Raw genomic sequence first — 26,084 nt, forward strand, 5'->3', positions numbered from 1 at the left:
TTATTATAGCGTAAATAAAATACATAATAAACGCCATTAGTGAAATGCTAAAAATAGATATGTTTTACAAAAACTCTATTCCATATTATTCAATAAGGTGAATGGATATGGATAGGTAACAATGAGAAAGAAGGGTGCTTATTATGAATTTAAATTTACGTAATGCAATAATCCATAATGTTTCTGGCAATTCTCAAGATGAATTAAAAGATACAATCGTGGATGCTATCCAAAACGGAGAAGAAAAAATGCTGCCTGGTTTAGGCGTTTTATTCGAAGTAATTTGGAAAAATTCTTCTGAAGAAGATAAAGTAGAAATGCTGCAGACATTAGAAAATGGACTAAAGTAAAAACAACTATTCCAATTATAAACCCGAACGATTATTGGGAAATGCCAATATAATAGGATTTTCTCATAATTATTCGGGTTTTTTTTCATTAGAATAGAAGGTTAGACTGAATACACTTCACTTTCATCTGGCGAGCACTGAGCCTCCCATAGGAGGAGGCTACGTGTTTTTTCCTAATAAAGATTTTTCTTTTAGAAATGTCAGCTTAGCCTTTTAACAAAAAACTATTCCATTAACGCTTGTAGTCTATGCGAAGTTTCTTTCGTCGCTGCATAAACTTCTTTATAAATATTATATACTTGTTCGTATTTTTTCACATTTTCTGGAATAGGCTGAAATTCTTCTTTATATTGAACGAACTTTTCTACACACTCATTCATCGTTGCAAACCACCCTAATCCAACTGCAGCAACCATCGCCGCACCTAAACCTGGTCCTTGTTCCACTGTTAAATTAACAACTGGCGTATTAAAAATATCTGCTTGAATTTGTAGCCACTTGCTGTTTTTTGCTCCTCCGCCTACGGAAACAATGCGTGCAAACTGCTTATTCGCATTTTCCTCCATCAAAATCTTACTATCATTCAATGAAAAAGTAATACCTTCAACAACAGCGCGTGCAAAGTTATCTAGTGTATGCCTTGCATCCATGCCAATAAAACTGCCTCTTATTTGGCTATCTGTATAGGGTGTTCTTTCTCCCATTATATAAGGAGTAAACACTAATCCATCTGAACCGATTGGAATATTATCAATATTTCCAAGTAATTCATCATAACTTTTCTCTGCTGCAAACGTATTTTTAAACCAATTTAAACTATAACCAGCAGATAATGTTACCCCCATGGAATAAAAACTGTTTTTTATTGCATGATTGAAATAATGAACTTTCCCTGCATAATCTTCTTTACCATCTTGTTCATAGGAAAGAAATACACCTGATGTTCCGATACTAGCTAATCCCATACCTTCTTTAACAATGCCTGCGCCAACTGCTGCACAGGCATTATCTGCTCCCCCAGAAAATACAGCAATATCATTTGTAAAGCCATACTTTTTTGCAAGCTCTTCTTTCATTATGCCTATTTTGTCAGAGGACTCAACAAGCTTAGGAAAAATACCTAAAGGAAGATCAAATAATTCAGCAATTGATTCACTCCACATCTTTTCTTCTACATTCAGCATTAATGTTCCAGCAGCATCTGAATACTCCATTTGCTTATTACCGGTTAAATAAAATCCTAAAAAATCTTTAGGCAATAGAAAGTGCTTTGCTTGTTCCCATATAGTCGGTTCATTTTCTTTTACCCATAACAGCTTAGGCAAGGTAAATCCTTCTAGTGCTTTGTTCTTTGTGATGCTAATAACTTCTTGTCCTGCCTTATCCATTATCTCCTGACATTGCTTACTTGTTCTTACATCATTCCATAAGATAGCATTTCTGAGGGGAGTTCCATTTGCATCTAATAAAACTAAGCTATGCATTTGTCCAGAAAAACTAATTCCTTCTGTTTTGGATGCTGCTTCTGGAAATGCTTCAATAATTTCTTTTAGCACAATGTCTAATGCTTCTATCCAAACATTTGGATTTTGCTCACTATACTTCGGCTGTGGAGTTAAAAGCTCATACTCAGAGCTCTTTGTGATAAGAACCTTCCCTTCTTTATCCACTAACAATCCCTTTAAGGAACTTGTTCCTAAATCAATCCCTATTACATATGACATTTATAAACGCTCCCTCCTGAAGACCAATGCAAAGGGATGTCTCATTCATAGAAATTTCGACCTTCACAAGTATTTCTAGTAGATTTTTTCAATGAGCTACTACTAATAAACTTGTGATGCCAACTCCTTCTATTTGAGACACCCCTTTTATTGATGTTATTCTACTTGTTTTTCTATTTGTATTATACTAAATAATCATTCAAACGAGATTTTAAGAATTCTAGATGATTTGGCTCATTTTCAATTTGATCATGCTGTAATGCATATTCAGTTAATGTTTTCAGATTTTCTTTTCCGTCTACAATAGATTTACCAATTCCAGTTGTATAGCTCTTATATCTGCGTTCAATTTCTTTATCGAAGAAACCATCTTCTTTTAGTTTTGCAGCTGATTTAAGTCCGCGTGCAAATGTATCCATACCAGCAATATGTGCAAGCACTAAATCTTCCATAGAGAATGAAGAACGGCGAACTTTCGCATCAAAGTTAATACCCCCTGGAGCAATTCCTCCATTTTCAAGTACTTGATACATTGCCAGAGTTGTATCATAGATATTAGTTGGGAACTCATCTGTATCCCATCCAAGCATTACATCTCCTTGGTTCGCATCTAAGGATCCAAGTGCATTGTAGCTTCTCGCAACGGCCATTTCATGTTCAAAAGTATGTCCTGCTAATGTAGCATGGTTTGCTTCTAGGTTTAGTTTAAAGTGTTTATCAAGATTGTATTTTTGCAAGAAGGCCATTGCCGTAGCAGCGTCAAAATCGTATTGGTGTTTGGATGGCTCCATTGGTTTTGGTTCAATTAAAAACTGAACTTCATGGTTTAATTCTTTGGCATAATCAACTGCCATATGGAAGAAGCGAGCCATATTATCTTGTTCTAATTGTAAATCTGTGTTTAATAAAGACTCATATCCTTCACGTCCACCCCAGAATACATAGTTTTTGCCGCCAAGCTTCTTACTGATTTCTAAGCCTTTTTTCACCTGTGCTGCAGCATACGCAAAAACTTCTGCATTGGATGAAGAAGCAGCCCCGTGTACAAAGCGAGGGTTTGTAAACATATTAGCTGTATTCCACAGTAATTTAATCCCTGTTTGATCCATTTTTTCTTTAATTAAATCTGTGATTACATCTAAATTATCGAAGAACTCTTGAAGCGTATCGCCCTCTGGAGCAATATCCACATCATGAAAGCAGAAGAATTCAAAACCCATTTTTTCCATTAATTCAAATCCAGCTTCTACACGATTTTTTGCTGTTTCCATTGGTGTTTCGCCAAACCAGTTACGAACATTTGTAGCAGCACCAAATGGATCAGAACCATCCTGCGTTAATGTATGCCACCATGCCATACTGAAACGCAAATGTTCTTTCATCGTTTTTCCTAATACAACTTCTTCTGGATTATAATGACGGTATGCATAAATATTCTCTGTTTTTGGTCCTTCATATTTTACTTTTTTAATCATTGGAAAAAATTCCATTCTAATTCCCTCCTATTTGTTATAAAAATCATGATCATCTTTAACTTACTTTTTCTTTTCTCAACTATTTTCTACAAATCTATTTAATTTACTTTCTATTTGTTAGTTCAATATACTAACTGAATTCATCATAAATCTAACTTCGTTTTTTGTCAAGCGCTTACAATATCAAATTTGTTAATTTATTAACAAATTTGATAGAAGAATTATAATTAGTATGGTAACCTAACAATACATACATCGTTACTAGGTGATAAACTGTTTGGAGGAAAATAATGGTCACAGACAAATATGTAATTAGAGAACAAAATGCTTCTCTTGTTATGGAGCAAATTGTTCAGCATGCCCCTATCTCTCGGGCAACCCTTTCGGCTAATATTGGGTTAAATAAAGCAACTGTTTCTGATATAACAAAGAAGTTACTTGAAGAGAAAATAATAGAAGAAATCGGAATTGGCGAAAGTAGTCACTCTGGGGGAAGAAAGCCAATTCTTTTACAACTAAATAAGAAAGCTGGTCTTTCGATTGCCATAGAGCTTGGCTATGACTTTATTTCTACAATGGTTACTTATTTAGATGGAGAGGTGGTTTTTTATAATAAAGAAAGGGGTACGTTTATTAAGAAAGAAAATGTTCTTTCCCATATTTCTGATATTATTGAAAAATATGAAAAAATAAGTAATCTGACAACCTATGGTATCGTTGGGATTGGGATTGCTATACATGGTATTGTTAATAAAAATAATATTTTATTTACTCCTTATTATGATTTAGAGAAAATAGAACTTTATGAAGAGTTAACGAAACTGTATCAGTATCCTATTCATATTGAAAACGAAGCTAATTTAACTGCCATTGGAGAGTCTACTTTTTCAACAGAATTTAATAACTTAATTAGTTTAAGTATCCATAGTGGTATTGGTGCTGGAATTATTATTGATGGGCAATTGTTTACAGGTTTAGACGGAAGAGCTGGTGAAGTTGGTCATTCTATTCTTTATCCAGATGGCAGAACTTGCCCTTGTGGAAATAAAGGCTGCTTAGAGCAATATTGTTCCGATAAGGTTCTTCTTGAGCAGTTTAAAGAGTTAAAACAATTATCCGATGTTACGCCAGATTTATTAGCTGAGCATTACTATGCTAATGATTTAGCAGTACAAGAACTGATTCAGCAACATTGCTATAATCTTTCAAAAGGGTTAAATAATATAATGACTTCTTTTGCTCCAAAGATTATATACATGAATAGTTCTGTCATTCGAAGAGTCCCTGATATACTTTCATTCATTCGTGATAACCTAGAAAGTTCTTTTAATAAAGATATTGTCATTGAAAATTCACGTCTTGGTTCTAAGGCATCTTTATTCGGCGCTACCGCTTTAAACATTCGTAATTTCTTAAATATTTCCCATTTAAAAATTATCAATGTAGAGTAACACGGCTTTTTTGCTTAAGTTAAAGGATGATACAATCCTTTGCTCCTTTCAACAAATTGGAGTGGATTGTATCATTTCTTTTTGTTTCTACCTATATCCTTCCCAAAATACCATTATTTTTTATATTTTTTTGAAACTTTTTTCCCAGCTATTTCGTTAATATCATGATGGATTTATAGGGTGCTATAATCGTTTTAATAATGCATAACTATCATTACAAGAAATAGAGCGAATATGCTATACTTGCTATACAAAATATGAAAAAGGTGAAAAATTTTGACAAAAAAGAAGTTTCATTATTGGTTATTACAAGTTCTTATCATTGTTGCGATTGTTTATCTATGCACAAAAATTTCATTTTTATTTAAACCAGTGGCAGTGTTATTTTCAACTCTTTTTGTTCCCATTATCATTACTGGTTTCTTATACTTTTTACTTAATCCAATCGTTAAGTTTTTGCAAAAAAATAAAATTCCAAAGACACTTGCCATTATTATTCTATATGTTGGTGTTATCGGAATTTTGATTTTGGTTATTGGCAGTATCGTACCTATGATCAGCAAAGAATTTAGTGAGTTATTTAAAAATATACCTAAATATGCTGATGAAGCAGTGCAATATTTCCAATACTTAAATGATACAAAACAGTACAAATGGATTATGAATCAAGAATATGTAAAAATTGAAGATATAACAGAAAACCTAAAGGCCTATGCTCAAACAATTCCAAGCAATATAACAAATGGAATCGGTAAAATCATTAGTACTATGACTAATATCACCATTACAATTGTTACAGTTCCATTTTTACTTTTCTATTGTTTAAAAGATGGCAGCAAATTTCCGGAGGCACTCTCTAAATTTTTCCCTGCGTCTTATCGTAAAGAAGGATTACATATTATCAAAGATACAAGCGAAACAATTGCTGCCTACATACAAGGACAAGTTATTGTAGCTCTATTTGTAGGAACCTTGGCTTTGATTGGTTATTTAATAATCGGTCTTGATTATGCGCTTGTAATGGCTTTACTTGTGGCTGTAACAAACATGATTCCATATGTTGGACCATTAATCGGTGGTGCGCCTGCTGTTATTATCGCTATTTTCACATCACCAACACAAGCCTTACTAGTTATTATCGTCATTACCATTGCTCAACAGATTGAAGGAAATATTCTATCTCCTTTAATTCTTGGAAAAAGATTGGATACACATCCAGCAACCATTATTATTCTGTTATTAGTAGCCGGAAATTTAGCAGGTATTTTAGGAATGATTCTTGCAGTACCAACTTACGCTGCTGTTAAAACGATTGTAATCAATATTAACCGTCTGCTCAAAGCAAGGAAGGCAGCGATCTTGAATACTAAGATACCTCCACTAGAATAAAAATCATGTGGTTATTAGGATAAGATATATGACTTGTTGATAAAGCTTCTTAAAAAAGGGAATTTGATTAAAAAATCAAATTCCCTTTTAATTATGCAAATGTTAATGAATTTACTGTTTCACGATCTAATTTTTTAATTACCTCAACGATTAACTTAACAGCATTTTCATAATCATCACGGTGCAGCATTGCAGCGTGTGAATGAATATAGCGAGTTGCAATCGTGATAGATAAAGCCGGCACTCCCTTATGCGTTAAATGAATGGAGCCTGAGTCTGTTCCACCTGCTGGCACACTGTCAAATTGATAAGGAATATTTAACTCATCAGCAGTATCTGTAACTAAGTCACGTAGTCCTTTATGAGACACCATGGAAGCATCATATAAAATAATCTGAGGACCTTTGCCCATTTTACTTAATGCTTCTTTTTCTGTTACTCCTGGTGTATCACCAGCAATACCAACATCTACGCCAAAACCAATGTCCGGCTCAATAAAGTTTGCAGCTGTTTTCGCTCCACGAAGGCCAACCTCTTCCTGAACTGTGCCCACACCATAGACTATATTAGGGTGATTGCTGTCTTTTAAATTCTTTAATACATCTATCGCAATAGCACAGCCAATACGATTATCCCATGCTTTTGCAAGCAGCATTTTTTCATTATTCATAACCGTAAACTCAAAATATGGAACGACCATATCGCCCGGTTTTACGCCCCACTCCATTGCTTCCTCTTTAGAAGATGCGCCAATATCAATAAAGATATCTTTTAGGTCGATTGGTTTCTTTCTTGCTTCTGGACTTATTACATGAGGTGGTTTTGATCCTGTAATACCAGTGATCTCTCCTTTGCTTGTCACAATTGTTACTCGTTGGGCTAACATTACTTGTGACCACCAGCCGCCTACTGTTTGAAAATAGAGAAAACCTTTATCATCAATACGGGTTATCATAAAACCAATTTCATCAAGATGACCTGCAACCATTATTTTCGGTCCATTTGCTTGTCCAACTTTCTTAGCAATTAAGCTTCCTAAATTATCTGTTGTTACCTCGTCTGCATATTCTGCTATGTACTTTTTCATGACCTCTCTGGGTTCTTTTTCATTTCCTGGAATCCCTTTTGCATCAGTAAGGTCTTTAAGCATTGTTAATGTTTCATCTAATTTCGCCATTATTTCGACTCCCTCAATATAATATATTCTTCATCATTATACTAGAAAATAATTATAGTACAAAGTATAAGATACTTCTTAAGTATAGCTTTATTCAAAAGAGGTTACTCCTTCGTCTTACGGGTATAGAAAAGAACACTTGCTTATATTATGTATCAATTCTTTGTTTCTATTTATTTTTATTTCTTTTTTAAAATATTTTTCTAAAAATGAAACCTTTTATGTTCTCTTTCGTATTCTATTAGTTAATCCTGAAAATTTAAGTTACTGGAGGCTCTTTTATGAAATGGCTTTTGTTAATCGTTCTTCTCTCATTTCTTATTTATGGGTTATTTCGACTCACTTCTTTCTTAACGAATCCGCAGCGAAGATTAACATTCGCGCAAAAGCGTGGAACATTTTATTTGTTTGATAAAAAAGATAATATAAGAATGAATCTCTTACTAACATATAAAGGTCATTTGCTTGAGGGGGAAAAATACGCTGCTGCTGAAGAAGTGGATCACATTTTACTCTTTCCTACAAATCCTTATAATACAAAGTTGTCCACTCAAGATAAAGCCGATATAGAACAGTCACTATTGTCTATCTATCCAAAGGCAAAAATCGAATGGACACGGTTTAAAAAGTCGTAAATAACGGAAGCTCGAACTTCCGTAATCAACCAAATAAACCCCTGAACCATTATACATGCATACAAGAAAGCTTCGTATAATGGTTCAGGGGTTATATTCATTTAAGAAAGAAGGTCTTAAATTCTCCTTTTTATTCATGGGCCTCTTTAAAAAATTCTCTCCATTTTATTACCGTAATTTTTTCCCGTAAGATATAAACAAGTATCGCTAACGCAAACAAAATGATCACAACCATTGTCAACGAGAATTGACTGATAAATTGGCCAAAAATAGTATAGAAAAATGCTAAAGGAATATTGCTTATAAAAGAAGTTTTACTATATTCCTTTAAACTTTTTCTTTTTTCCAACAAGCAGAAATTTAATAAATGATAATGAAACACAGGGATCAATCTTAAAACGGAGATTTGTCCGAGTGTTAAATTACGATATTCACCAAACCATCTTTTTTTTAGATGAGATAGTTTGTTATGAGTTTTTGGCAAGCGGTGAATGACCGCATAGAATAAGAGACAATTAATGGTTAAGCCGATAATAGAATAGATGGTACCAAGCGTCACTCCAAATAAAACTCCTCCCGCAATACAGACTAGAATAGGAGGAATAAACAAAAATTGCCGAAGTGTATGGAATAAAATAAAAATAATCGGTGCTAATATCCCACTAACTTCTACCATTACAAATAGGACTGATAACTGCTCTTCCATCTTATCACCTTCTGCTCTAAAGAATCATGTTGTTATTACAGTGTATAAGAAAAGAGATGAGAATATGCCTAAACATTTAGTACATAAAGTACAATCCCAGCTTCTAGTAATGTCAAGAGAGGTAAACCATATTTGAAAGAAACATGCTTTGTTTTATGACGAAACTTTTTCATTCCAATAAATAAACCCAGCGCTCCAAATAGAATAGCCGTAATCCACAATGTTTTTTCACTTATCCGATACTGATGCTTAATTGCTCTTTTTTTATCTATCCCCATTAGAGAGTAAGCGAATATATTCACGACTGCCAAATAGATTAATACATATGTAATCACATGTTCTCCCCTTTCGCAAAAAAGTATAGAAAAAAAGAAGGTATAAGGTACCTTCTTTTTAAAAAACTTATTTTAAGTTTTGTTTTGCAACTGTTGCTAATTCAGCAAATGCTTTTTCATCACTTACAGCAAGTTCAGCAAGCATTTTGCGGTTTACTTCGATACCAGCTAATTTTAATCCGTGCATTAAACGGCTATAAGAAAGACCGTTAATACGAGCAGCTGCATTGATACGAGTAATCCATAATTTACGGAAATCACGTTTCTTTTGACGACGATCTCTGTATGCATACATTAATGATTTCATTACTTGTTGGTTTGCAACTTTGTATAATGTATGTTTTGAACCATAATAACCTTTAGCTAATTTAAGAACTTTTTTACGACGTTTGCGTGTAACTGTACCGCCTTTAACACGTGGCATATTATTTCCCTCCTATATTGAAAAAATTACTTAATGTTGTCTAATAAATGACGAATGCGTTTGAAATCGCCTTTGGATACTAATCCAGCTTTGCGAAGTTTACGTTTTTGCTTAGTAGATTTGTTAGCAAATAAGTGACTAGTATAAGCTTTTGAGCGTTTTAATTTACCAGAGCCTGTCTTTTTGAAACGTTTAGCAGCTCCGCGGTGAGTTTTCATTTTTGGCATTTGGTATTCCTCCTCTTACTTGTCGTTTTTAGGCGCTAAAGTCATGAACATGCTTCGACCGTCCATTTTCGGATGTGATTCCACAGTGGCAACTTCTGCACAAGCTTCTGCAAAACGAACAAGTACACGTTGACCGATTTCCTTATGTGTAATAGCACGTCCCTTAAAACGGATGGATGCTTTTACTTTATCGCCTTTTTCTAGGAACTTAATAGCATTACGAAGCTTTGTATTAAAGTCATGCTCATCTATAGTTGGACTAAGGCGAACCTCTTTAATATTAATGATTTTTTGATTTTTACGTGCTTCTTTTTCTTTCTTTTGCTGTTCAAACTTGTATTTACCGTAGTCCATGATTCGAGCTACTGGCGGCTTTGCGTTTGGAGCAACAAGAACCACATCAAGATTAACACGTGTTGCAATTTCAAGAGCTTCAAATTTCGTTTTAATCCCAAGCTGTTCTCCATTTTGGTCAATAAGACGAACTTCTCTAGCACGAATGCCTTCATTTAAAATCATATCTTTGCTAATAGTTAAACACCTCCAAGGTTAATGACGAATACAACGTTCGGGTCAAGAATAATCTATTCTAGGTCACCTTCTCTAGATTAGATACTAATTGACACTTGACTCCCAAGTTGACATCGTAGGCTTTGTAATCTTTATCATCCAAATAAAAAAGTGTGGATGATCAATTCACCCACACTTACGAAACAAAAGTAATACCTAAAATGTTTTACGTAATACCTGTTAACTACTTGGAATCTGTGTCAATCAGGTGAGAAGCGGGTGCTTCTTCTTTTCCTCAAACTCGTATTCAATTTACCTTAGTAACTATATCACAATTGATATCTATAAGTCAACGAAAGAAATATCACAACGAGAAAAATTTTATCAAAATAATGGATTCAATGCAATACTTTTTATACATAAATTCAGAAAAGCTCGGAATAAGGTTGAAAATCAGAAATTCCGGCTTGGAAATACAACTCATTTAATTGGATAATTTCACTTCTTGTGTTAAATTTTCTAAGAAATCTACATAAGAAACTGTTTCTGATTTTTGTTCTCCGTATTTGCGGACATTTACGGCTTTGTCTTCTACTTCATTGTCTCCCACTACTAGCATGTATGGAATTTTTTTCATTTGTGCTTCACGAATTTTATAGCCGATTTTTTCGTCGCGCTCATCCAGCTCAACGCGGAAACCGTGTCTTTGTAAGTTTTCTTGCACCTTTTTTGCATATTCAAAATGTACAGAAGGTGATACTGGAATAACTTGTACTTGTACTGGTGATAACCAAGTAGGGAATGCTCCTTTGTATTCTTCAATCAAGAATGCAATGAAACGCTCCATTGTTGACACTACACCTCTATGGATAACTACTGGACGATGCTGCTTTCCATCTTCTCCAACATATGTTAAGTCAAAGCGTTCTGGTAATAAAAAGTCCAATTGGACAGTAGAAAGTGTTTCATCCTTTCCTAAGGCAGTCTTCACTTGCACATCTAATTTCGGACCGTAGAATGCTGCTTCTCCTTCTGCTTCAAAGTAATCTAGACCTAGATCGTCCATTGCTTCTTTCAGCATGCTTTGTGCTTTATTCCACATCGCATCGTCATCAAAGTATTTCTCTGTATCTGCAGGATCACGATAAGATAAACGGAACGAGTAATCTGTAATATTAAAGTCTTTATATACTTCTAGCACTAAGTTTACAACACGCTTAAATTCATCTTTAATTTGGTCTGGTCTTACAAAAATATGGGCATCATTTAGAGTCATTCCACGAACACGCTGTAATCCAGATAAAGCACCAGACATTTCGTAACGATGCATTGTGCCAAGCTCTGCGATACGGATTGGTAACTCGCGGTAGCTGTGAATATCATTTTTGTATACAACCATATGATGCGGACAATTCATCGGACGAAGAACTAGCTGCTCATTATCCATTTCCATCACAGGGAACATATCTTCTTGATAGTGATCCCAGTGTCCAGATGTTTTATATAAATCAACACTTCCCATGATTGGTGTATACACATGGTTATACCCTAATCGCTCTTCTTTATCTACAATATAACGTTCTACAATGCGTCTGATTGTTGCGCCTTTTGGCAGCCATAGCGGCAAGCCTTGTCCGACTTTTTGAGAAGTCATAAATAAATCTAATTCTTTTCCGATTTTGCGATGATCTCTTTCTTTTGCCTCTTCTAAAAAGCGTAAGTGCTCTTCTAACTCATTCTTCTTAAAAAAGGCAGTTCCATAAATACGTTGAAGCATTTTATTATCGCTGTTCCCTCTCCAGTATGCACCTGCAATGTTCAGCAATTTAAACTCTTTTAGTTTTCCAGTAGATGGTACGTGAACACCGCGACAAAGATCAATAAATTCTCCTTGTTGGTATAATGTTACTGTCTCGTCTTCAGGAATTGCATCGATTAACTCTAGTTTATATTCATCATCCATTTCTTTAAAAAGCTCAATCGCTTCTGCGCGACTTACTTCTTTGCGGACAATCTCCAGATTTTCGTTAATAATTTTTTTCATTTCTTTTTCAATAGCCGGTAAATCTTCAGGTGTTAACGATTGCTCTAAATCAATATCATAGTAAAATCCATTTTCGATAACTGGCCCTACACCGAGCTTAACATTTCCATAAATTCGTTTAATAGCTTGTGCCATTAAGTGCGCAGAACTATGGCGTAAGATTTCTAAAGCATCTGGGCTATCCGGTGTAATGATTTCAAAAGAAGCATCCTCTAGTATAGGTCTTTTCAAATCATATAAAGAGCCATTAATTTTCCCTGCTAGTGCTTTTTTTCTTAAGCCTGGGCTAATGGAACCCGCAATATCTTCTGTTGTAGTCCCTTCTGGAAACTCCTTTACCGCTCCGTCTGGAAATGTAATCTTAATTAATTCTGACATGAAACTTCCTCCTTTATTTTTGCCATTAAGCTTTTCTTGTACGATAAGAACCGATTAAAACGCAAAAAAACCCATCCCTATGCGAAGGGACGAGTTTTATAGTAAAAACACGTGGTTCCACCCTAATTCCCAAACAATGAAAATGTCTGGCTTTAGTTTAAACAGATAACGGCTGCTGAAACCGCCAGTCATTACTGAGGATAATCCCGTTCCTGACTGAAGTTTAAAGGTGGTAAGCAATCTTATCGTGTTAGGAAGTTCCCAGCATCCTTCCCTCTCTTGAAACCGTACAAGAAAACTATTGTCCTTATCATTACATGTATAAGTTATAGTTAATTTATGTACGTTATTATATGCTTTTCTAGACATAAAATCAAGGGAATTAAAGGGAAACTTACTTCATTTCTGTCTGTGTGCTTATTCTTAGAAAAAACTGTTCTTTATCTAAAAGTTGTACTCGTTCTTCAAAAATATTTAAAATAGTTCGCACAATAGGTAATTCTCTATCCTCTGTATACAAAAAGATAGTTTTCGGTGCGATCGCAAGCAATGGTCCTAGAGAATAGGGATCGATATAATGGGTAGAAGAAACAACATTTTTTTGATCATACAGCATCATTAGCTCTTGCTGGGGAATTTCCCGGTATTCTGTATCAAAAAATTGTATTTCTAGATCAATTAACACATGAATATGATTCACTTTTGCAGCCTTTTTGGAAAGGGAATTTCGCAAAGTATGAATAAACACCTGATATTCTTGTTCCATTTTGTACTCATCAATCGATAATTCTATGTATTTTATCAACTTTCCAATAAAAGACTTTAATCGAAAGGTCACAAAGGAATCAAAGGAAAATTCTTTATGTTGTTCTATTATGAAGTTATTCATACACTCTGAAAGACAACTCTTTATGTTTATCTCTTTTATTAAAGTGGTAAGTCCTTCCCGCTCTTCCTCCACTAAACTGTGAAGTATTTCTAATATACTCCGCTGTTCTAGTTCATCCATATAGAAATAACGATTTTTTAATATTTCTCTCGCCCAATCATCTGTTTTTATATGCAAGATAAAAGCGGTTAAGCATTTCTTTATCTCCTGACTGCTTCCATCTGTTTTAACGACTATACACTTATTGTCGTCGTCCACTCTGTCAAACGACTCCACATATTTTACCTGTTTCTTCAGTATGCGCAAAAATCTCAAAGCATCTTTTTGATCATGAAATTGAATTTCAATCAACCGTATCCCCCCTTTATAAAGAAGTCCTCGATTTCATATATATGGGGGGGAGGTAGAAAATAGACTTAAAATATGTATGCAGATTAATGGACGATTATAAAAAATAGTTAAAAAACAAAAAAGACAGACTATCCACTTAGTCTGTCCTCACCACTTTATAAACCAATCATAAAAAAAATAGGATAGCTCCTAATACGAGAGCATACAAAATAATATATCCTATATACAATTTTTGAAACGAAATAGAACGCTTTTCGCATCGAGTTCTAATATATGCAAGTAATCTTCTATTCTTTGTTATATACGTATAGGTTAAACCAAATACTAATAACGCTAGGATTATCTTATAGATTCCCGGGCTGTAAAAAGATAGAAAAAAGGGAATTAACAATAACAATATCGTTATTGATACAAAGAAAAGAAACTGATTATATCGCTTTATTGCTAATTTTTCCGCATTTGAAATTTCCGTCAACACACATTTCTCCTTCATAGAAATTGAAACTTTTTAACTTATTATAGTCGCTTATTTTTCCCTTTGACGCGAATAGGTGTAGATAAATAACGAATTCTCTCCATTACTCTCATCGCTTTCATCTTTTCCTCTTCTCCTCTTTGCGAATAAGTAAGATGATGCTCTAAGCCACTAAAGTCAAAATTGGACGTAAATAACGTTGGTAAATTCTCTAACATTCTGAACTGCAAAATCGGCCCAAGCACCTCATCTCGAATCCAACTAGACATTGTTTCTGCTCCGATATCGTCCAGCATTAAAATAGGCTCACGTTTTATACTTTCGATTTTATCATTTAATGTACTATCAGCAATGGAGCTCTTCATTTCTCTAAATAATTCAGGAACATATACAATCATAGAGGAAATTTGCTTTTGTGAAAGCTTATTAGCAATTGCTCCTAAAATATACGATTTTCCTACACCAAACTCTCCATAAAAATAGATCCCTTTATGTCTTTCACCAGGTTTATAATCTTCTACAAATCGGATAGCCGCTTCCACTGCCTCCATTCTCTCTCCGTCAAGATCAATGGTATTAAAGGAAGCCTCTAGAATATCCTTTGGTACATATAAGCTTTTAATCAGCTTCTCTTTTTTCTTCTGATTATCTTCCGTCAACTTACGGGGACAACGGTCATACTGAATCTCTATATTCCCTCTGACTATTACTAGACTAGGATGGTATCCCTGCATCATATTTACACATTCCTGAAGACTAGGGCATTTATTACAAGCTTTGCTTTGATTGGCATATTCATATAGCTTTATCATGCCAACATCAACCGCATTGGAAGTAAGCTCATCCTCATGCTCTCGTAGAAAGGCTCTTACATCAGGATGTGCAAGCACTTCCTGCTTCATAGCACGGTATCGTTCCTGAAAATTATTACCCGCACCAAATTTCTTTAAGGTATCGTTAATTCTTTCCACCGTTTACTCCACCACCTGATATTATAATTTTTTTATGCGTTCTTCCAGCTCACGCTTTTTTTGTTCCAAATCTTGATCGTTTGCTTCCTTAGAAGAAGTATTTCCCTCCGTTTTCTTCGTTCCTTCGTTATCCTGATTTTGCCCAAACCATTCGGGAATTTTTTCTGTCCGAATAACTTTTCGGGTTGACTTCGACTGTGGATTTTTTTTACCTTGAGCCCATTCCATATATTGCTTATGCTCTTTTTTGGCTAGAGCCATTGCCTCTTTTACTGTACGGATATTCTTTCTAACCCATTGGCCAGCAATCTTCTCCATATATCCCTTTGTCAATTTCATATCTGTTTTTAGCATAACATATTGAATTAGTACATTGATTACACCTGGAAGCAGCTTCTGCGAAAACATTATTTCTTCGATTATTTGCAAATCTGTTTTGGAAGGTTCTGCCCCTCCTGAAACGTCCTTCAACACTTGACGCGGGGAGGTATGATCTAAATAATAGATTAATTCTTCCTCTTGTGATTTTGGCGCATCAGTTGATGAATAATCCTTTTGCGGCTGTTTCCGATCCACTAACATCGGCAGCAAGTCATTATGTTGAAATTGATACCAATCACGAGCAGCTATTCTCAGTTCTTCAATATCAATCTCATCCTGTTGGTTAATCGCACTAATGACAATATTCTTCATTTGAATCGGATCAATTCCATAAATAAAGGCAAGATTATGGATTGCTTCCTTCACCTTTTTCGTAAATGCCTTTTTCGATAATAAAGAATCGTGTATTCCTGCATATAACAATTCAAAGTCAAAATCGCTCTTAGTAATTTGTATTCCAACTTGTTCTTCTCTTCCCATATAGGTTTGATCAGCAGTCTCTTCTTCCTCTAATTCATGCATTGCTCGAACAGCTCCACTATGATCAGACACAAACACCTCTTGGAAGGCTTTCGTTATGGGCTGAAAACTAGGATCCACGATTTTTTCATCCGAAAAGAATTTTTTCAATCTGCTATACTGTGCTTTTCCAATTTTTCTATATAAATAAACATTTAACATTCCATCAAGAAAATACTGAGCTGGTGATAAAGGCGGCTGTAGTTCATAGATAAACGACCGATTGCCATCTTCTTTCTTTAAATATGTTTTTAAAAGACCTATTCCTTCTAACTTTAATCTTGCTTCATATATATCATTTAAACCACAACTCATAAAATTCATTAAGCTATGATGTGTATTTGTCAGAGACCACAAGCGATTTTCTTCCACTTCTGCCCATAAGGTCATGTATAAAGCTAAACACTTTGTCCCAATTAATGGTTGATATAAGAAGGTGATTGTCTTTCGATCATAATCACTCAACAGTCCATTCACCGCTACTCGATATCTATCGACGGGAAGCAGGTCTTGCCAATGCTGAGACATACTCATCCTTCCTTTCTATTTCAATCCTTTCCGCCACAGGGAGGAAAGGCAAAAAAGAGCCAAAGAAATCTTTAGCTCCCTTAGTAATCTTTTCCATGTAACTTTTTAATCTTTTTTAATTAATTCTTTCAATTCATCAATAAACACATTAATATCTTTAAATTGGCGATATACAGATGCAAAACGTACATACGCTACTTCATCGATTTTCGCCAGTCGATCCATTACCATCTCACCGATTGCTTCACTTTTTATTTCGGAAGCAGCATTACTGCGAAGTTCTTTCTCTACTTCTGCTGTTATTTCCTCTAATTGTTTTAAAGCTACCGGTCTCTTCTCACAAGCTCTTATTAAGCCGCGCAATATTTTATCCCTGCTAAATTCTTCACGCGTCCCTTCCTTCTTCACTACAATCAAAGGAATTTCTTCTACCTTTTCAAAAGTAGTAAATCGATTCCCACAAGCTTCACATTCTCTTCTTCTTCGAATCGATTTATACTCATCAACTGGTCGTGAATCAAGAACGCGGGTGTTATTATGTTGACAGGTAGGACATCTCATCTCTATTATCAGCTCCGAATTCTTTGTTCCATGTATATACTTATCTTCATATTATATAAAATTACAAGCTTGTACAAGTAATTATCTAAAATTCTCTATTAAAAGATGAAATTCAGCGAGGGGAAACTCCCCATTTTTTTAAAATTCTATTTGCTTGGTGGATTGACTCTTCCATCGATCCATTATTATTAATTACTTCATCAGCAAGTGCAAGTTTCTCCTGTAACGGCATTTGAGCGTTTATTCTTTTAAGCGCTTGCTCATAACTTAAATCGTTTCTTTTCATTAATCGCGCAATTTGAGTATCCTGATCTACATATACTAAGATTGTTCGATCAACTGTATGATTTAATTTATTTTCAAACAGCAAGGGAATATCTAAAATCACCACTTTTTCGCCAGCTTCCACTGCTTGTCTCTGCTTCTCCTCCATCCTTCTTCTAACATCAGGATGCACAATACTATTAAGCACACGCCGTTCCTCTTCATTTGAAAAAATAATTTCTCCCAGCTTTTGGCGATTTAGCGTTCCATCTGAATGTAAAACTTCCTTACCAAAATGAGCCGCTATTTTTATATATGCTGGTTCTCCTTTTTCCACAGCGAGTCTTGATTCAATGTCCGCATCGATAATCGGAATATTTAGTGATTGATAATAAGAGGAAATTGTTGATTTTCCACTCGCAATTCCTCCCGTTAATCCAACTATTAACGTCATAAAAATACCTACCTTATTGATTTTTAGTATGTAACAAAATCGAGAAAAAAGCCTTCTCTTTTTAAAGGAAAGAAGATAGATAATTCTAAAGGCGATTAGCCAAGGAGGTTCACCGCCTTAAAAAAACCAATTTCATAAATAAAAAATTAAAGTTTAAAGATGCCAATAATGATTAGGATAATCCCAGGAATAAAGGAGAATTTATCCATATAACTTTTCTCTGAAAGAAATCTCCCTAGATAAATCCCTAATAAAACAAAGGAAGTACTCATAAAAATCACAGCAAGCGTTAAAAGTAATGGAGGAAATCCTAGCATAGAAGCACCAATTCCAGCTCCAAATGCATCCAAAGACAAGGCGAAACCTAACACAACTGCTTCTAGCCCAGTAATTGTTCCTGATTTATCAAAATCGGCTGTTAATGGCTTCTTTAAAATATTGATGACAATCCCTAAAGATTTTATTTCAAAATTAATAATATTCTTTTCTTCTGTTAGTATTTCTTTTTCCTTGCTTGGCTTAAAATATTGATAAAGAATCCAACCACCTAATAGGATTAAAATAATCCCACCTATACTCTCTGCAAACGAAGGGGAGAATATCCTTGAGATAACATGACCAACTAACATCGCAATCAGAAGTGTCAAACCGGAACAACAGGCGATAATCAAAATAGAATTTAGGGGCATTTTCATTTTTCGAAGTCCGTACGTAAAACCAACACTAAAGCTATCGATGCTAACAGCGATTGCTAATAATAAAAGAGAAAACACCTGGACCATAAAGATAAGCTCCTTCCAAATCAATAGTAATATACTATATGGAAAGAGCCCATCCAATGTTAATTCAGGATTATTGTTTTATTTTTTTTGGCAATTAGGACAAAAAACGGTTCCTCTTCCACCGACTATAATTCTTTCTAAAGTATGGCCACATACTTTGCACTCTTGGCCTTTACGACCATATACATATAGTTCAAGCTGGAACATTCCAATTTGTCCTTGGGTGTTTACATAAGAGCGGATCGTACTACCACCTTTTTCAACCGCTTCAGATAAAGTAGCAATGATTTCTTTATATAATTTTTCTATTTCTTTCTCTTCTAGAGAACTTGCTACTCTCTCCGGATGAATGCCACTCCGGAATAAAGATTCATCTACATATATATTTCCTAACCCAACCACAATCTTTTGGTCCAACAATGCTGTTTTGATACTGCGATTCGTTTTGGATAAACGCTCTGAAAAATTCGCTATCGTAAAGTCAGCAGCAAAAGGTTCAGGTCCTAATTGGGAAAGGGGCATGGCGTTTAATTCTTCCCCTTTTTTAAATAAATGCATAGTACCGAATTTCCGGACATCTTTATATCTTAGCTCTGAACCATCTTCAAAAAAGAAAATAACATGTGTGTGCTTATCAACTGGCTCTTGCGCTTGAAAAACTCCATATTTACCTTCCATTCGCAAATGGGAGACGATGGTAAAATCATTTGTTTCAATTAATATAAATTTCCCACGTCTTTTAACATCTAAAATGGTTTGACCAACCAATGCATCTGAAAATTCTTCCACATTTTCTGGTTTTTTAATCATTTTTGCCCATGATACAACCACTTCTTTTATTATTTTATTTTGCGTCAGCTGTTTCAGCGTTTTACGTACCGTTTCAACTTCTGGTAATTCTGGCACTTCTATCTCCTCCTTTCTTGTAAAAAATTTCTTTTGTATTTTATGGTTCGTAAAATTTGTTACTTTAAACCATCGCCTAATTATTACCATTGAAAAAATAGTAATCTTTTGGAAAACAAGACTTTATTATTTCGCATCATACCAAGTTGGGCCGTAAGAATAGTCCACTTTTAAAGGCACACTTAATTCAACTGCATGTTCCATTACATCTGGAACAATTTCTTTTAGCTTGTCTATTTCGTCTTTAGGAGCTTCAAAAATCAATTCATCGTGAACCTGCAGCAATAGTTTTGCTTTCAAACCTTCTACTTCCAAGCGCTTTGCCATATCAATCATCGCCTTTTTGATGATATCAGCTGCACTTCCTTGGATTGGTGTATTCATCGCCGTTCTCTCTGCAAAACTGCGAAGATTAAAGTTTCTGCTCGTGATATCAGCTAAATATCTTCTTCTCTGAAGCAAAGTGGAGACATAGCCTTTTTGCTTTGCATCTGCTACTATTTCTTCCATATAATTTCTTACTCCTGGATAACTTTCTAAGTAACGCTCAATAAATTTCGCCGCTTCTTTTCTTGTAATATGCAGACTTTGGGAAAGACCATAATCACTAATACCATATACAATACCAAAGTTAACTGCTTTAGCGTGTCTCCGCATATTGGAGGTTACTTCGTCAGCTTCTACATGGAAAACAGACATAGCTGTTTCTGTATGAATATCATGATCTTCTCTAAATGCTTCGATTAATTTCTCATCATTAGCGATATGAGCAAGTACCCGTAACTCTATTTGACTATAGTCAGCCGCAAAAATAACCCAATCCTCTTCTGTCGGAACAAACGCTTGTCTTATTTTTCTTCCTTCTTCTAAACGAATCGGGATATTTTGCAAATTAGGATCAATCGAGCTTAAGCGACCTGTTTGTGTTAGTACCTGGTTAAATCTTGTATGAATTCTTCCATTATGGACCACTTTTTGCAAGCCTTCTATATAGGTTGATTGCAATTTCCCCAGCTGTCTATATTCTAATATTTCTCTAATTACTTCATGTGAACTAGCAAGTTGCTCTAATACATCAGCAGATGTGGAATAGCCTGTCTTCGTTTTCTTGACAACTGGCAATCCAAGTTTTTCAAATAAAATCACACCAAGTTGCTTCGGAGAATTAATATTAAAGGTTTCACCAGCCAGCTCATAAATTCGACCTTCAATTTCTTTCAACCTTTCGGAAAGCTCTTGCCCCATTGCTTTTAGTCGAGATACATCCACCTTTACTCCAGTTGATTCCATATCAGCAAGTACCAAGCTTAAAGGCATTTCTAAATCGTAAAATAAAGCTTCTTGATCGTTCTTTCTCAATTCATCTTCCATTTTCTCTTGAATAGCCTTCAAAGCGAATGCTTTTCTCACGAGATGGTCTGCTAATATTTCTTGTTCGGGAACCTTTCTTTTTGCTCCTTTTCCATAAAATACTTCATCTGATTGCAAATTAGTAAAATCATATTTTTTAGCAACAGAGGCAACATCTTCAATGGTTGCAGAAGGATCCGCTAAATATGCTGCGATAAGAACATCAAATGTAATTCCTTTTAAATGAATTCCTTGATGACGTAACGATACTTCCGATCTTTTAGCATCATAAACAATCTTTTCTTTCTTTTCATCTTCTGCCCAATTTTTAAAAGCAGACGACTTTAAAGCATGGTCAATTGGAAGATAGTATGCGCCGTTATCATTTAAAAGAGAAATTCCCAGAATAGGTGCATAATGATAATTATCTTCTAGTACTTCAACATACATCATATTTCTATCAGAAAAAATATCCTCTGTGATATTTTCCACTGTTTTAAATTCGATATCTTCTAATACAAGTTCTTCTTTTTCTGGTGCATCTCCTAATTTTTCAAGAAGAGAATTAAAGCCAAGTTCTTTAAAAATCTCCTTTAATTTCTCTATTTGCATGCCCGGAAATTCTGTATCTTCTAATGTTATGGTTAAAGGAGCTTCTCTGAAAATAGTAGCAAGTTCTTTACTCATTAAAGCTTGGTCCTTAAATTCTTCTAACTTTTCCTTCAGCTTTTTACCACTTACTTTGTCAATAGATTGGACTAAATTTTCTAAGGAATCAAATTCCTTCAGCAGTTTGATAGCTGTTTTTTCACCAACACCAGGAACACCCGGAATATTATCTGAGCTATCCCCCATTAGACCTTTCATATCAATAATTCGGTCAGGTGTCAGTCCATATTTTTCTTGGATATGGCTTGGAGTATAGGACTCCATATCTGTAATTCCTTTTCTGGTGATATAGACAGTTGTCTTATCCGAACTTAATTGGGTTAAATCTTTATCTCCAGAAATAACAACCACTTCAAAACCATCTTTTTCTCCTTGAAGAGAAAGTGTTCCGATAATATCATCAGCTTCATAATTTTCTAATTCGTAATGATGGATACCATAGGATTTCAACAACTCTCTAATATAAGGGAATTGCTCCGATAATTCTGGTGGCGTTTTTTGACGCCCCCCCTTATATTCACTAAACGTTTTATGACGGAAAGTTGTTTTCCCTGCATCAAAGGCAACAAGAGCATGTGTTGGCTTTTCTTCTTCGATAATTTTCATAAGCATCATAGTAAAACCATAAACAGCATTAGTGTGCACACCTTTATCATTGTTTAATAGAGGCAAAGCAAAAAACGCTCGATACGCAATACTATTACCGTCAATTAAGATTAATTTCTTTTTCAAGAAATCCTCCTCCATCCTTTTAATAAGGTATATTTTCTCGTATATAAACGGGGATTATTACACGACTCAATACTATTTATTTTACATGACATATTCATAAATGTAAAAAAGCAGAGATTGTGATAAAAGAGGTCTTACTAGACACGTGCATATTTCACCCTACAAGGAAATATGCGTGCAGTACACATCTTTTAACAACAAACTCCGCTATTTTTACAGAAGAAAAAAACAATTTAGGTATATCGACACTGGCATGGATTAGAGGATCACAATTCTACCACCAATCATTTACGATTCCTTTCCTGCCATACCCACTATTAAAAGGGGAAGCCAAAAGCGGGGTAGCTTTCAGCTTAAGTCCTTAACCAAATGGATAAGGGGGACTTCAAAAATAATTGTACCAACAAAGTGTAAACCCACCATAAACCAAATGTAAAAACAATGTAAAGGAGGTAGAAAAGCGGAGGAGGCTGTTTATCGGTGTACAAACTGGAGACTATCGACTGAGATAAAGGATACACGACGAACGATAGAGAGTCGATGTTGACTTATCGTAGGGAGATCGTCGCAAGTTTGCTAACCGATAGGCTCCGCAGCTAGACAATGAAAAGCGGAAGGTACCGTTTAGCGCCTTGTAAACTGGAGCGATTCTCTCAAGATAAAGGATACACCATGAACGCTAGTGAATGGATGTTGACTTATCGTAGAGATAATCGTGAAGTTTAGCTGGCGCTGGTACCTGGAGCTAGACAAGTAGAAAAGCGGAGGAGGCTGTTTATCGGTGTACAAACTGGAGACTATCGACTGAGATAAAGGATAATCTTCTTTCTGAAAATAATTAAAACCCCAAACAATTATACGAAATTTTCAGCACTTTACGTATAATCGTTTGGGATTATATTTGGTTAAAAAACTTAATCTCCAGTCTATTTCCTAAAATGGAAATTCCTTATGTAAAATAACAGTGAAGGTCGTTCCTTCTCCCATTTTACTCTCTACTTGAATGGTTCCTCTATGAAGTTCTACTAAATGCTTCACGATCGCCAGTCCTAATCCAGTACCTCCAGAATTTCTACTTCGAGCTTTATCCACCCGATAAAAGCGTTCAAATATTCTAGGAATTTCTTCTTGCTCTATTCCAATCCCAGTATCTTGGATTTTCACTTCGATTTTCCGTTTCTTTTCCACGACATAGACAGTGATTTCTCCATCATTCGGGGTATAGATGACCGCATTCGTTATAAGATTTAGAAAAACTTGCGTTAATCTACTTCTATCACCCTCAATTTGAATAATTTCATTCGCTTGAGGAAAAAATAGCTTAATATTTTTCGCTTCTGCTCTACCTTTCAACATTTTTGTCGCTTTATTGAGAATTTCCACCAGATTAAACTCCTCTTTATTTAAGGCAAAATGGTGTTGTTCCAATTTTGATAGATCGAGAAGGTCTTGAATTAACGTCTGTAATCGGTGACTCTCTTTTAAAATAATTCGTAAAAATTCCTCTAACGTCTCTTTATCTTCCATAGCACCGTCAAGAAGTGTTTCCGAGAAGCCTTTAATAGAAGTAATAGGTGTTTTTAATTCATGTGAGACATTGGCTACAAAGTCTTTACGAATTTGCTCGAGCTTTTTCAATTCTGTTATGTCATTAAAAACAAGTAAAATCCCCATCCATCGGTCATTCGTCCCTATAATAGGCACTCCGTATACTTGGAAACTTTTTTTCTCATTTTTAATTTCAAGGGTCATTTCTCGGATTACCTTATGCTCAGTCATAAATATTTCTTCCGCTAGATCCATCACTTGTCTGTATGGAATGACTTTGTAGTATTGTTTATAGAGATAATCAGCAGAACGGACAAAGAACATATCCTTATAGGATTTATTGATTAAATTGATATATCCTCTGCTATCAATTAATAGTAATCCACTACTAATACTCTCAATCAATGTTCCTAAACGATCTTCTTGAATTTCTTGTGCTTTTACCATCTCTTGCATATCTTTAGCTACTTTATTTAGCGAAGAACTAAGTACTCCTGTTTCATCTACTCGATCTTCATAGGTTCTCGCATGATAATTACCATTCGCTAAATCGACAGCAACTTTAGTAGCCGACTCAATGGGTCTTATATAACGATAAATTAATTTATAGCCAATTAAATAAATCACTAAAAGCGACAAGAAAAATGAAGCAAAAATAATCCAATTAATGTGCTGATAAGCATTTTCTATTTCTTCGATTTTTGCACCAATTAATAGATATCCTAATCTCCCCTCTTCACCAGTTAACTTTTGTTGATAAAAATGAAAGTTAGGATTTCCATTAATAGTTACCGCTTTAGCTTTTTCATTTGAAAGCAGTCTCTGCATTCGATTTTCATATTCTGTATCTGTCTGCAGTTCTCCTTCGTTGAAGAGAATCTCTCCAGTTTCATCCATAACAGTAATTTGTATATCTAATGCTTCGCTATATTCTTGTAATAAACGATTATTAATGTCTAACCCTTCGCCATTTTGCATTATTTGATTTGCGATTAAAGTGCCTTCTCGTTTCAATCGACTGTCAAAGGAGTCCATAAACGTCTTTTTATTATATGATTCGATAAATATTGCTACGAACAAAAACACGATAAATATAGTAAATAAAACACTCGCCATTAATCGAGATTTAAAGCTCTTCATTTACTTTGGTTCCTCTAACTTATAACCTAATCCACGAATCGTTTTAATATATATTGGTTTTTTCGTATTCTCTTCAATTTTTTCACGTAAGTGACTAATATGTACATCTACAATTCTTGTATCTCCGACGAAGTCATAATTCCAAACTGCACTTAATAGTTGATCCCTTGTAAGAACTCTTCCCTTATTTTTAACAAGATATAATAATAACTCAAACTCTTTCGGAGTTAACTCTAATAAGTCTCCTTTGAAATATGCTTCATAATAATTAGGAAGAACTCTTAGTTCGCCTATTTTTATACCATCGTCCTCTTCTTCGTCTACTTCATCCGAGGCTGCTGGCACTTGCATTTGAATTCGTCTTAATACAGCTTTAATTCGAGCAATGACTTCACGGGGGCTAAAAGGTTTAGTCATATAATCATCTGCACCTAGTTCAAGCCCTAAAACTTTGTCAAACTCATCGTCTTTAGCTGTTAACATTAAAATAGGAGTTAACACTTTCTGTTGGCGTAATTCTTTACAAACATCCATCCCATCTTTTTTTGGCAGCATTAAATCTAGTAAGATGACATCTGGATTAGCAGTTAGTGCTAGATTCAATCCTTCTTCTCCATCCATGGCAGTTAATACATCATAACCTGCCTGTTGTAAATTATACTTAAGTAGAGTTACGATAGATTGTTCATCATCTACAACTAAAACCTTTTTCTTCATATACAGCCTCCAAATATGTTAA

Annotated in this window: 23 protein-coding genes and 2 other annotated features; of the genes, 4 read left to right on the top strand and 19 right to left on the bottom strand. The window is 34.8% G+C overall.

Annotation, left to right across the window (positions count from 1 at the left end; genetic code table 11):
* Positions 1 to 143: 143 nt before the first annotated feature.
* Positions 144 to 350, top strand: coding sequence for a small acid-soluble spore protein SspI (sspI, locus tag NSQ92_RS15100; RefSeq protein ID WP_047941909.1), 207 nt, complete (start codon positions 144 to 146; stop codon positions 348 to 350).
* 224 nt (positions 351 to 574) lie between these two features.
* Here the strand turns inward: sspI and xylB are convergent, their stop codons facing one another.
* On the bottom strand, positions 575 to 2,074 hold the full coding sequence (xylB, locus tag NSQ92_RS15105) for a xylulokinase (protein WP_047941908.1): 1,500 nt from the start codon (positions 2,072 to 2,074) through the stop codon (positions 575 to 577).
* Positions 2,075 to 2,256: 182 nt separating this feature from the next.
* Positions 2,257 to 3,564 (bottom strand): xylose isomerase, encoded by a 1,308-nt coding sequence (gene xylA / locus NSQ92_RS15110; protein WP_047941906.1) that lies wholly within the window; start codon positions 3,562 to 3,564, stop codon positions 2,257 to 2,259.
* Between the two features lie 275 nt (positions 3,565 to 3,839).
* On the opposite strand from xylA, the gene NSQ92_RS15115 reads away from it, so the two are divergent.
* Both NSQ92_RS15115 and NSQ92_RS15120 read left to right on the top strand, forming a co-directional pair.
* Positions 3,840 to 5,000: an ROK family protein gene (locus NSQ92_RS15115; RefSeq protein WP_095258056.1), complete on the top strand. Its 1,161-nt coding sequence runs from the start codon at positions 3,840 to 3,842 to the stop codon at positions 4,998 to 5,000.
* A 276-nt stretch (positions 5,001 to 5,276) separates the two neighbouring features.
* A complete protein-coding gene (locus tag NSQ92_RS15120; RefSeq protein WP_047941903.1) occupies positions 5,277 to 6,389 on the top strand; it encodes an AI-2E family transporter in 1,113 nt (370 codons plus the stop codon).
* Between the two features lie 91 nt (positions 6,390 to 6,480).
* On the opposite strand, the gene NSQ92_RS15125 is transcribed toward NSQ92_RS15120, so the two are convergent.
* The gene (locus NSQ92_RS15125) at positions 6,481 to 7,566 is read right to left on the bottom strand and encodes a M42 family metallopeptidase (RefSeq protein WP_047941902.1); all 1,086 of its coding nucleotides are present in this window, start codon (positions 7,564 to 7,566) and stop codon (positions 6,481 to 6,483) included.
* 281 nt (positions 7,567 to 7,847) lie between these two features.
* Between NSQ92_RS15125 and NSQ92_RS15130 the strand changes: the two genes are divergently transcribed.
* Positions 7,848 to 8,201, top strand: coding sequence for a hypothetical protein (locus NSQ92_RS15130; protein ID WP_047941901.1), 354 nt, complete (start codon positions 7,848 to 7,850; stop codon positions 8,199 to 8,201).
* Between the two features lie 130 nt (positions 8,202 to 8,331).
* Here the strand turns inward: NSQ92_RS15130 and NSQ92_RS15135 are convergent, their stop codons facing one another.
* The 16 genes from NSQ92_RS15135 to NSQ92_RS15210 all read right to left on the bottom strand — a co-directional run bounded on the left by NSQ92_RS15135 (position 8,332) and on the right by NSQ92_RS15210 (position 26,062).
* Positions 8,332 to 8,907, bottom strand: a complete 576-nt coding sequence (locus NSQ92_RS15135; RefSeq protein WP_047941900.1) for a TVP38/TMEM64 family protein — start codon at positions 8,905 to 8,907, stop codon at positions 8,332 to 8,334.
* 68 nt (positions 8,908 to 8,975) lie between these two features.
* Entirely contained in the window at positions 8,976 to 9,242 is a 267-nt protein-coding gene (locus NSQ92_RS15140; RefSeq protein ID WP_082138309.1) for a DUF1294 domain-containing protein, read from the bottom strand.
* Positions 9,243 to 9,309: 67 nt separating this feature from the next.
* Positions 9,310 to 9,666, bottom strand: coding sequence for a 50S ribosomal protein L20 (gene rplT, locus NSQ92_RS15145; RefSeq protein ID WP_031534824.1), 357 nt, complete (start codon positions 9,664 to 9,666; stop codon positions 9,310 to 9,312).
* 26 nt (positions 9,667 to 9,692) lie between these two features.
* The gene (gene rpmI / locus NSQ92_RS15150; protein WP_016201803.1) at positions 9,693 to 9,893 is read right to left on the bottom strand and encodes a 50S ribosomal protein L35; all 201 of its coding nucleotides are present in this window, start codon (positions 9,891 to 9,893) and stop codon (positions 9,693 to 9,695) included.
* A 15-nt stretch (positions 9,894 to 9,908) separates the two neighbouring features.
* Positions 9,909 to 10,412 carry a translation initiation factor IF-3 gene (gene infC, locus NSQ92_RS15155; RefSeq protein ID WP_016201804.1) on the bottom strand — a complete coding sequence of 168 codons (504 nt, stop codon included), beginning with the start codon at positions 10,410 to 10,412 and terminating at the stop codon, positions 9,909 to 9,911.
* Between the two features lie 150 nt (positions 10,413 to 10,562).
* Positions 10,563 to 10,700: a sequence feature (ribosomal protein L20 leader region), on the bottom strand.
* 187 nt (positions 10,701 to 10,887) lie between these two features.
* Positions 10,888 to 12,825: a threonine--tRNA ligase gene (thrS, locus tag NSQ92_RS15160; protein ID WP_047941898.1), complete on the bottom strand. Its 1,938-nt coding sequence runs from the start codon at positions 12,823 to 12,825 to the stop codon at positions 10,888 to 10,890.
* An 82-nt stretch (positions 12,826 to 12,907) separates the two neighbouring features.
* Positions 12,908 to 13,148: a binding site (T-box leader), on the bottom strand.
* A gap of 71 nt (positions 13,149 to 13,219) precedes the next feature.
* A complete protein-coding gene (ytxC, locus tag NSQ92_RS15165) occupies positions 13,220 to 14,065 on the bottom strand; it encodes a sporulation protein YtxC (protein WP_047941897.1) in 846 nt (281 codons plus the stop codon).
* A 516-nt stretch (positions 14,066 to 14,581) separates the two neighbouring features.
* On the bottom strand, positions 14,582 to 15,511 hold the full coding sequence (gene dnaI, locus NSQ92_RS15170; RefSeq protein ID WP_047941895.1) for a primosomal protein DnaI: 930 nt from the start codon (positions 15,509 to 15,511) through the stop codon (positions 14,582 to 14,584).
* 21 nt (positions 15,512 to 15,532) lie between these two features.
* Entirely contained in the window at positions 15,533 to 16,939 is a 1,407-nt protein-coding gene (locus NSQ92_RS15175) for a replication initiation and membrane attachment family protein (protein ID WP_047941893.1), read from the bottom strand.
* A gap of 105 nt (positions 16,940 to 17,044) precedes the next feature.
* The gene (nrdR, locus tag NSQ92_RS15180) at positions 17,045 to 17,500 is read right to left on the bottom strand and encodes a transcriptional regulator NrdR (RefSeq protein ID WP_047941891.1); all 456 of its coding nucleotides are present in this window, start codon (positions 17,498 to 17,500) and stop codon (positions 17,045 to 17,047) included.
* 112 nt (positions 17,501 to 17,612) lie between these two features.
* Positions 17,613 to 18,218, bottom strand: coding sequence for a dephospho-CoA kinase (gene coaE / locus NSQ92_RS15185; RefSeq protein ID WP_047941890.1), 606 nt, complete (start codon positions 18,216 to 18,218; stop codon positions 17,613 to 17,615).
* Between the two features lie 146 nt (positions 18,219 to 18,364).
* Positions 18,365 to 19,000 (bottom strand): sporulation membrane protein YtaF, encoded by a 636-nt coding sequence (ytaF, locus tag NSQ92_RS15190; protein ID WP_047941889.1) that lies wholly within the window; start codon positions 18,998 to 19,000, stop codon positions 18,365 to 18,367.
* Positions 19,001 to 19,078: 78 nt separating this feature from the next.
* A complete protein-coding gene (gene mutM, locus NSQ92_RS15195; RefSeq protein ID WP_047941888.1) occupies positions 19,079 to 19,906 on the bottom strand; it encodes a DNA-formamidopyrimidine glycosylase in 828 nt (275 codons plus the stop codon).
* Between the two features lie 126 nt (positions 19,907 to 20,032).
* Complete coding sequence (gene polA, locus NSQ92_RS15200) at positions 20,033 to 22,657, bottom strand: DNA polymerase I (RefSeq protein WP_053215650.1); 2,625 nt, start codon at positions 22,655 to 22,657, stop codon at positions 20,033 to 20,035.
* Positions 22,658 to 23,590: 933 nt separating this feature from the next.
* Positions 23,591 to 25,345, bottom strand: a complete 1,755-nt coding sequence (gene pnpS / locus NSQ92_RS15205) for a two-component system histidine kinase PnpS (protein ID WP_047941885.1) — start codon at positions 25,343 to 25,345, stop codon at positions 23,591 to 23,593.
* Positions 25,346 to 26,062 carry a response regulator transcription factor gene (locus tag NSQ92_RS15210; protein ID WP_047941884.1) on the bottom strand — a complete coding sequence of 239 codons (717 nt, stop codon included), beginning with the start codon at positions 26,060 to 26,062 and terminating at the stop codon, positions 25,346 to 25,348.
* Between the last annotated feature and the right edge of the window lie 22 nt (positions 26,063 to 26,084).

The sequence above is a fragment of the Niallia sp. FSL M8-0099 genome (assembly GCF_038006945.1).
GTDB lineage: Bacteria > Bacillota > Bacilli > Bacillales > Cytobacillaceae > Niallia > Niallia circulans.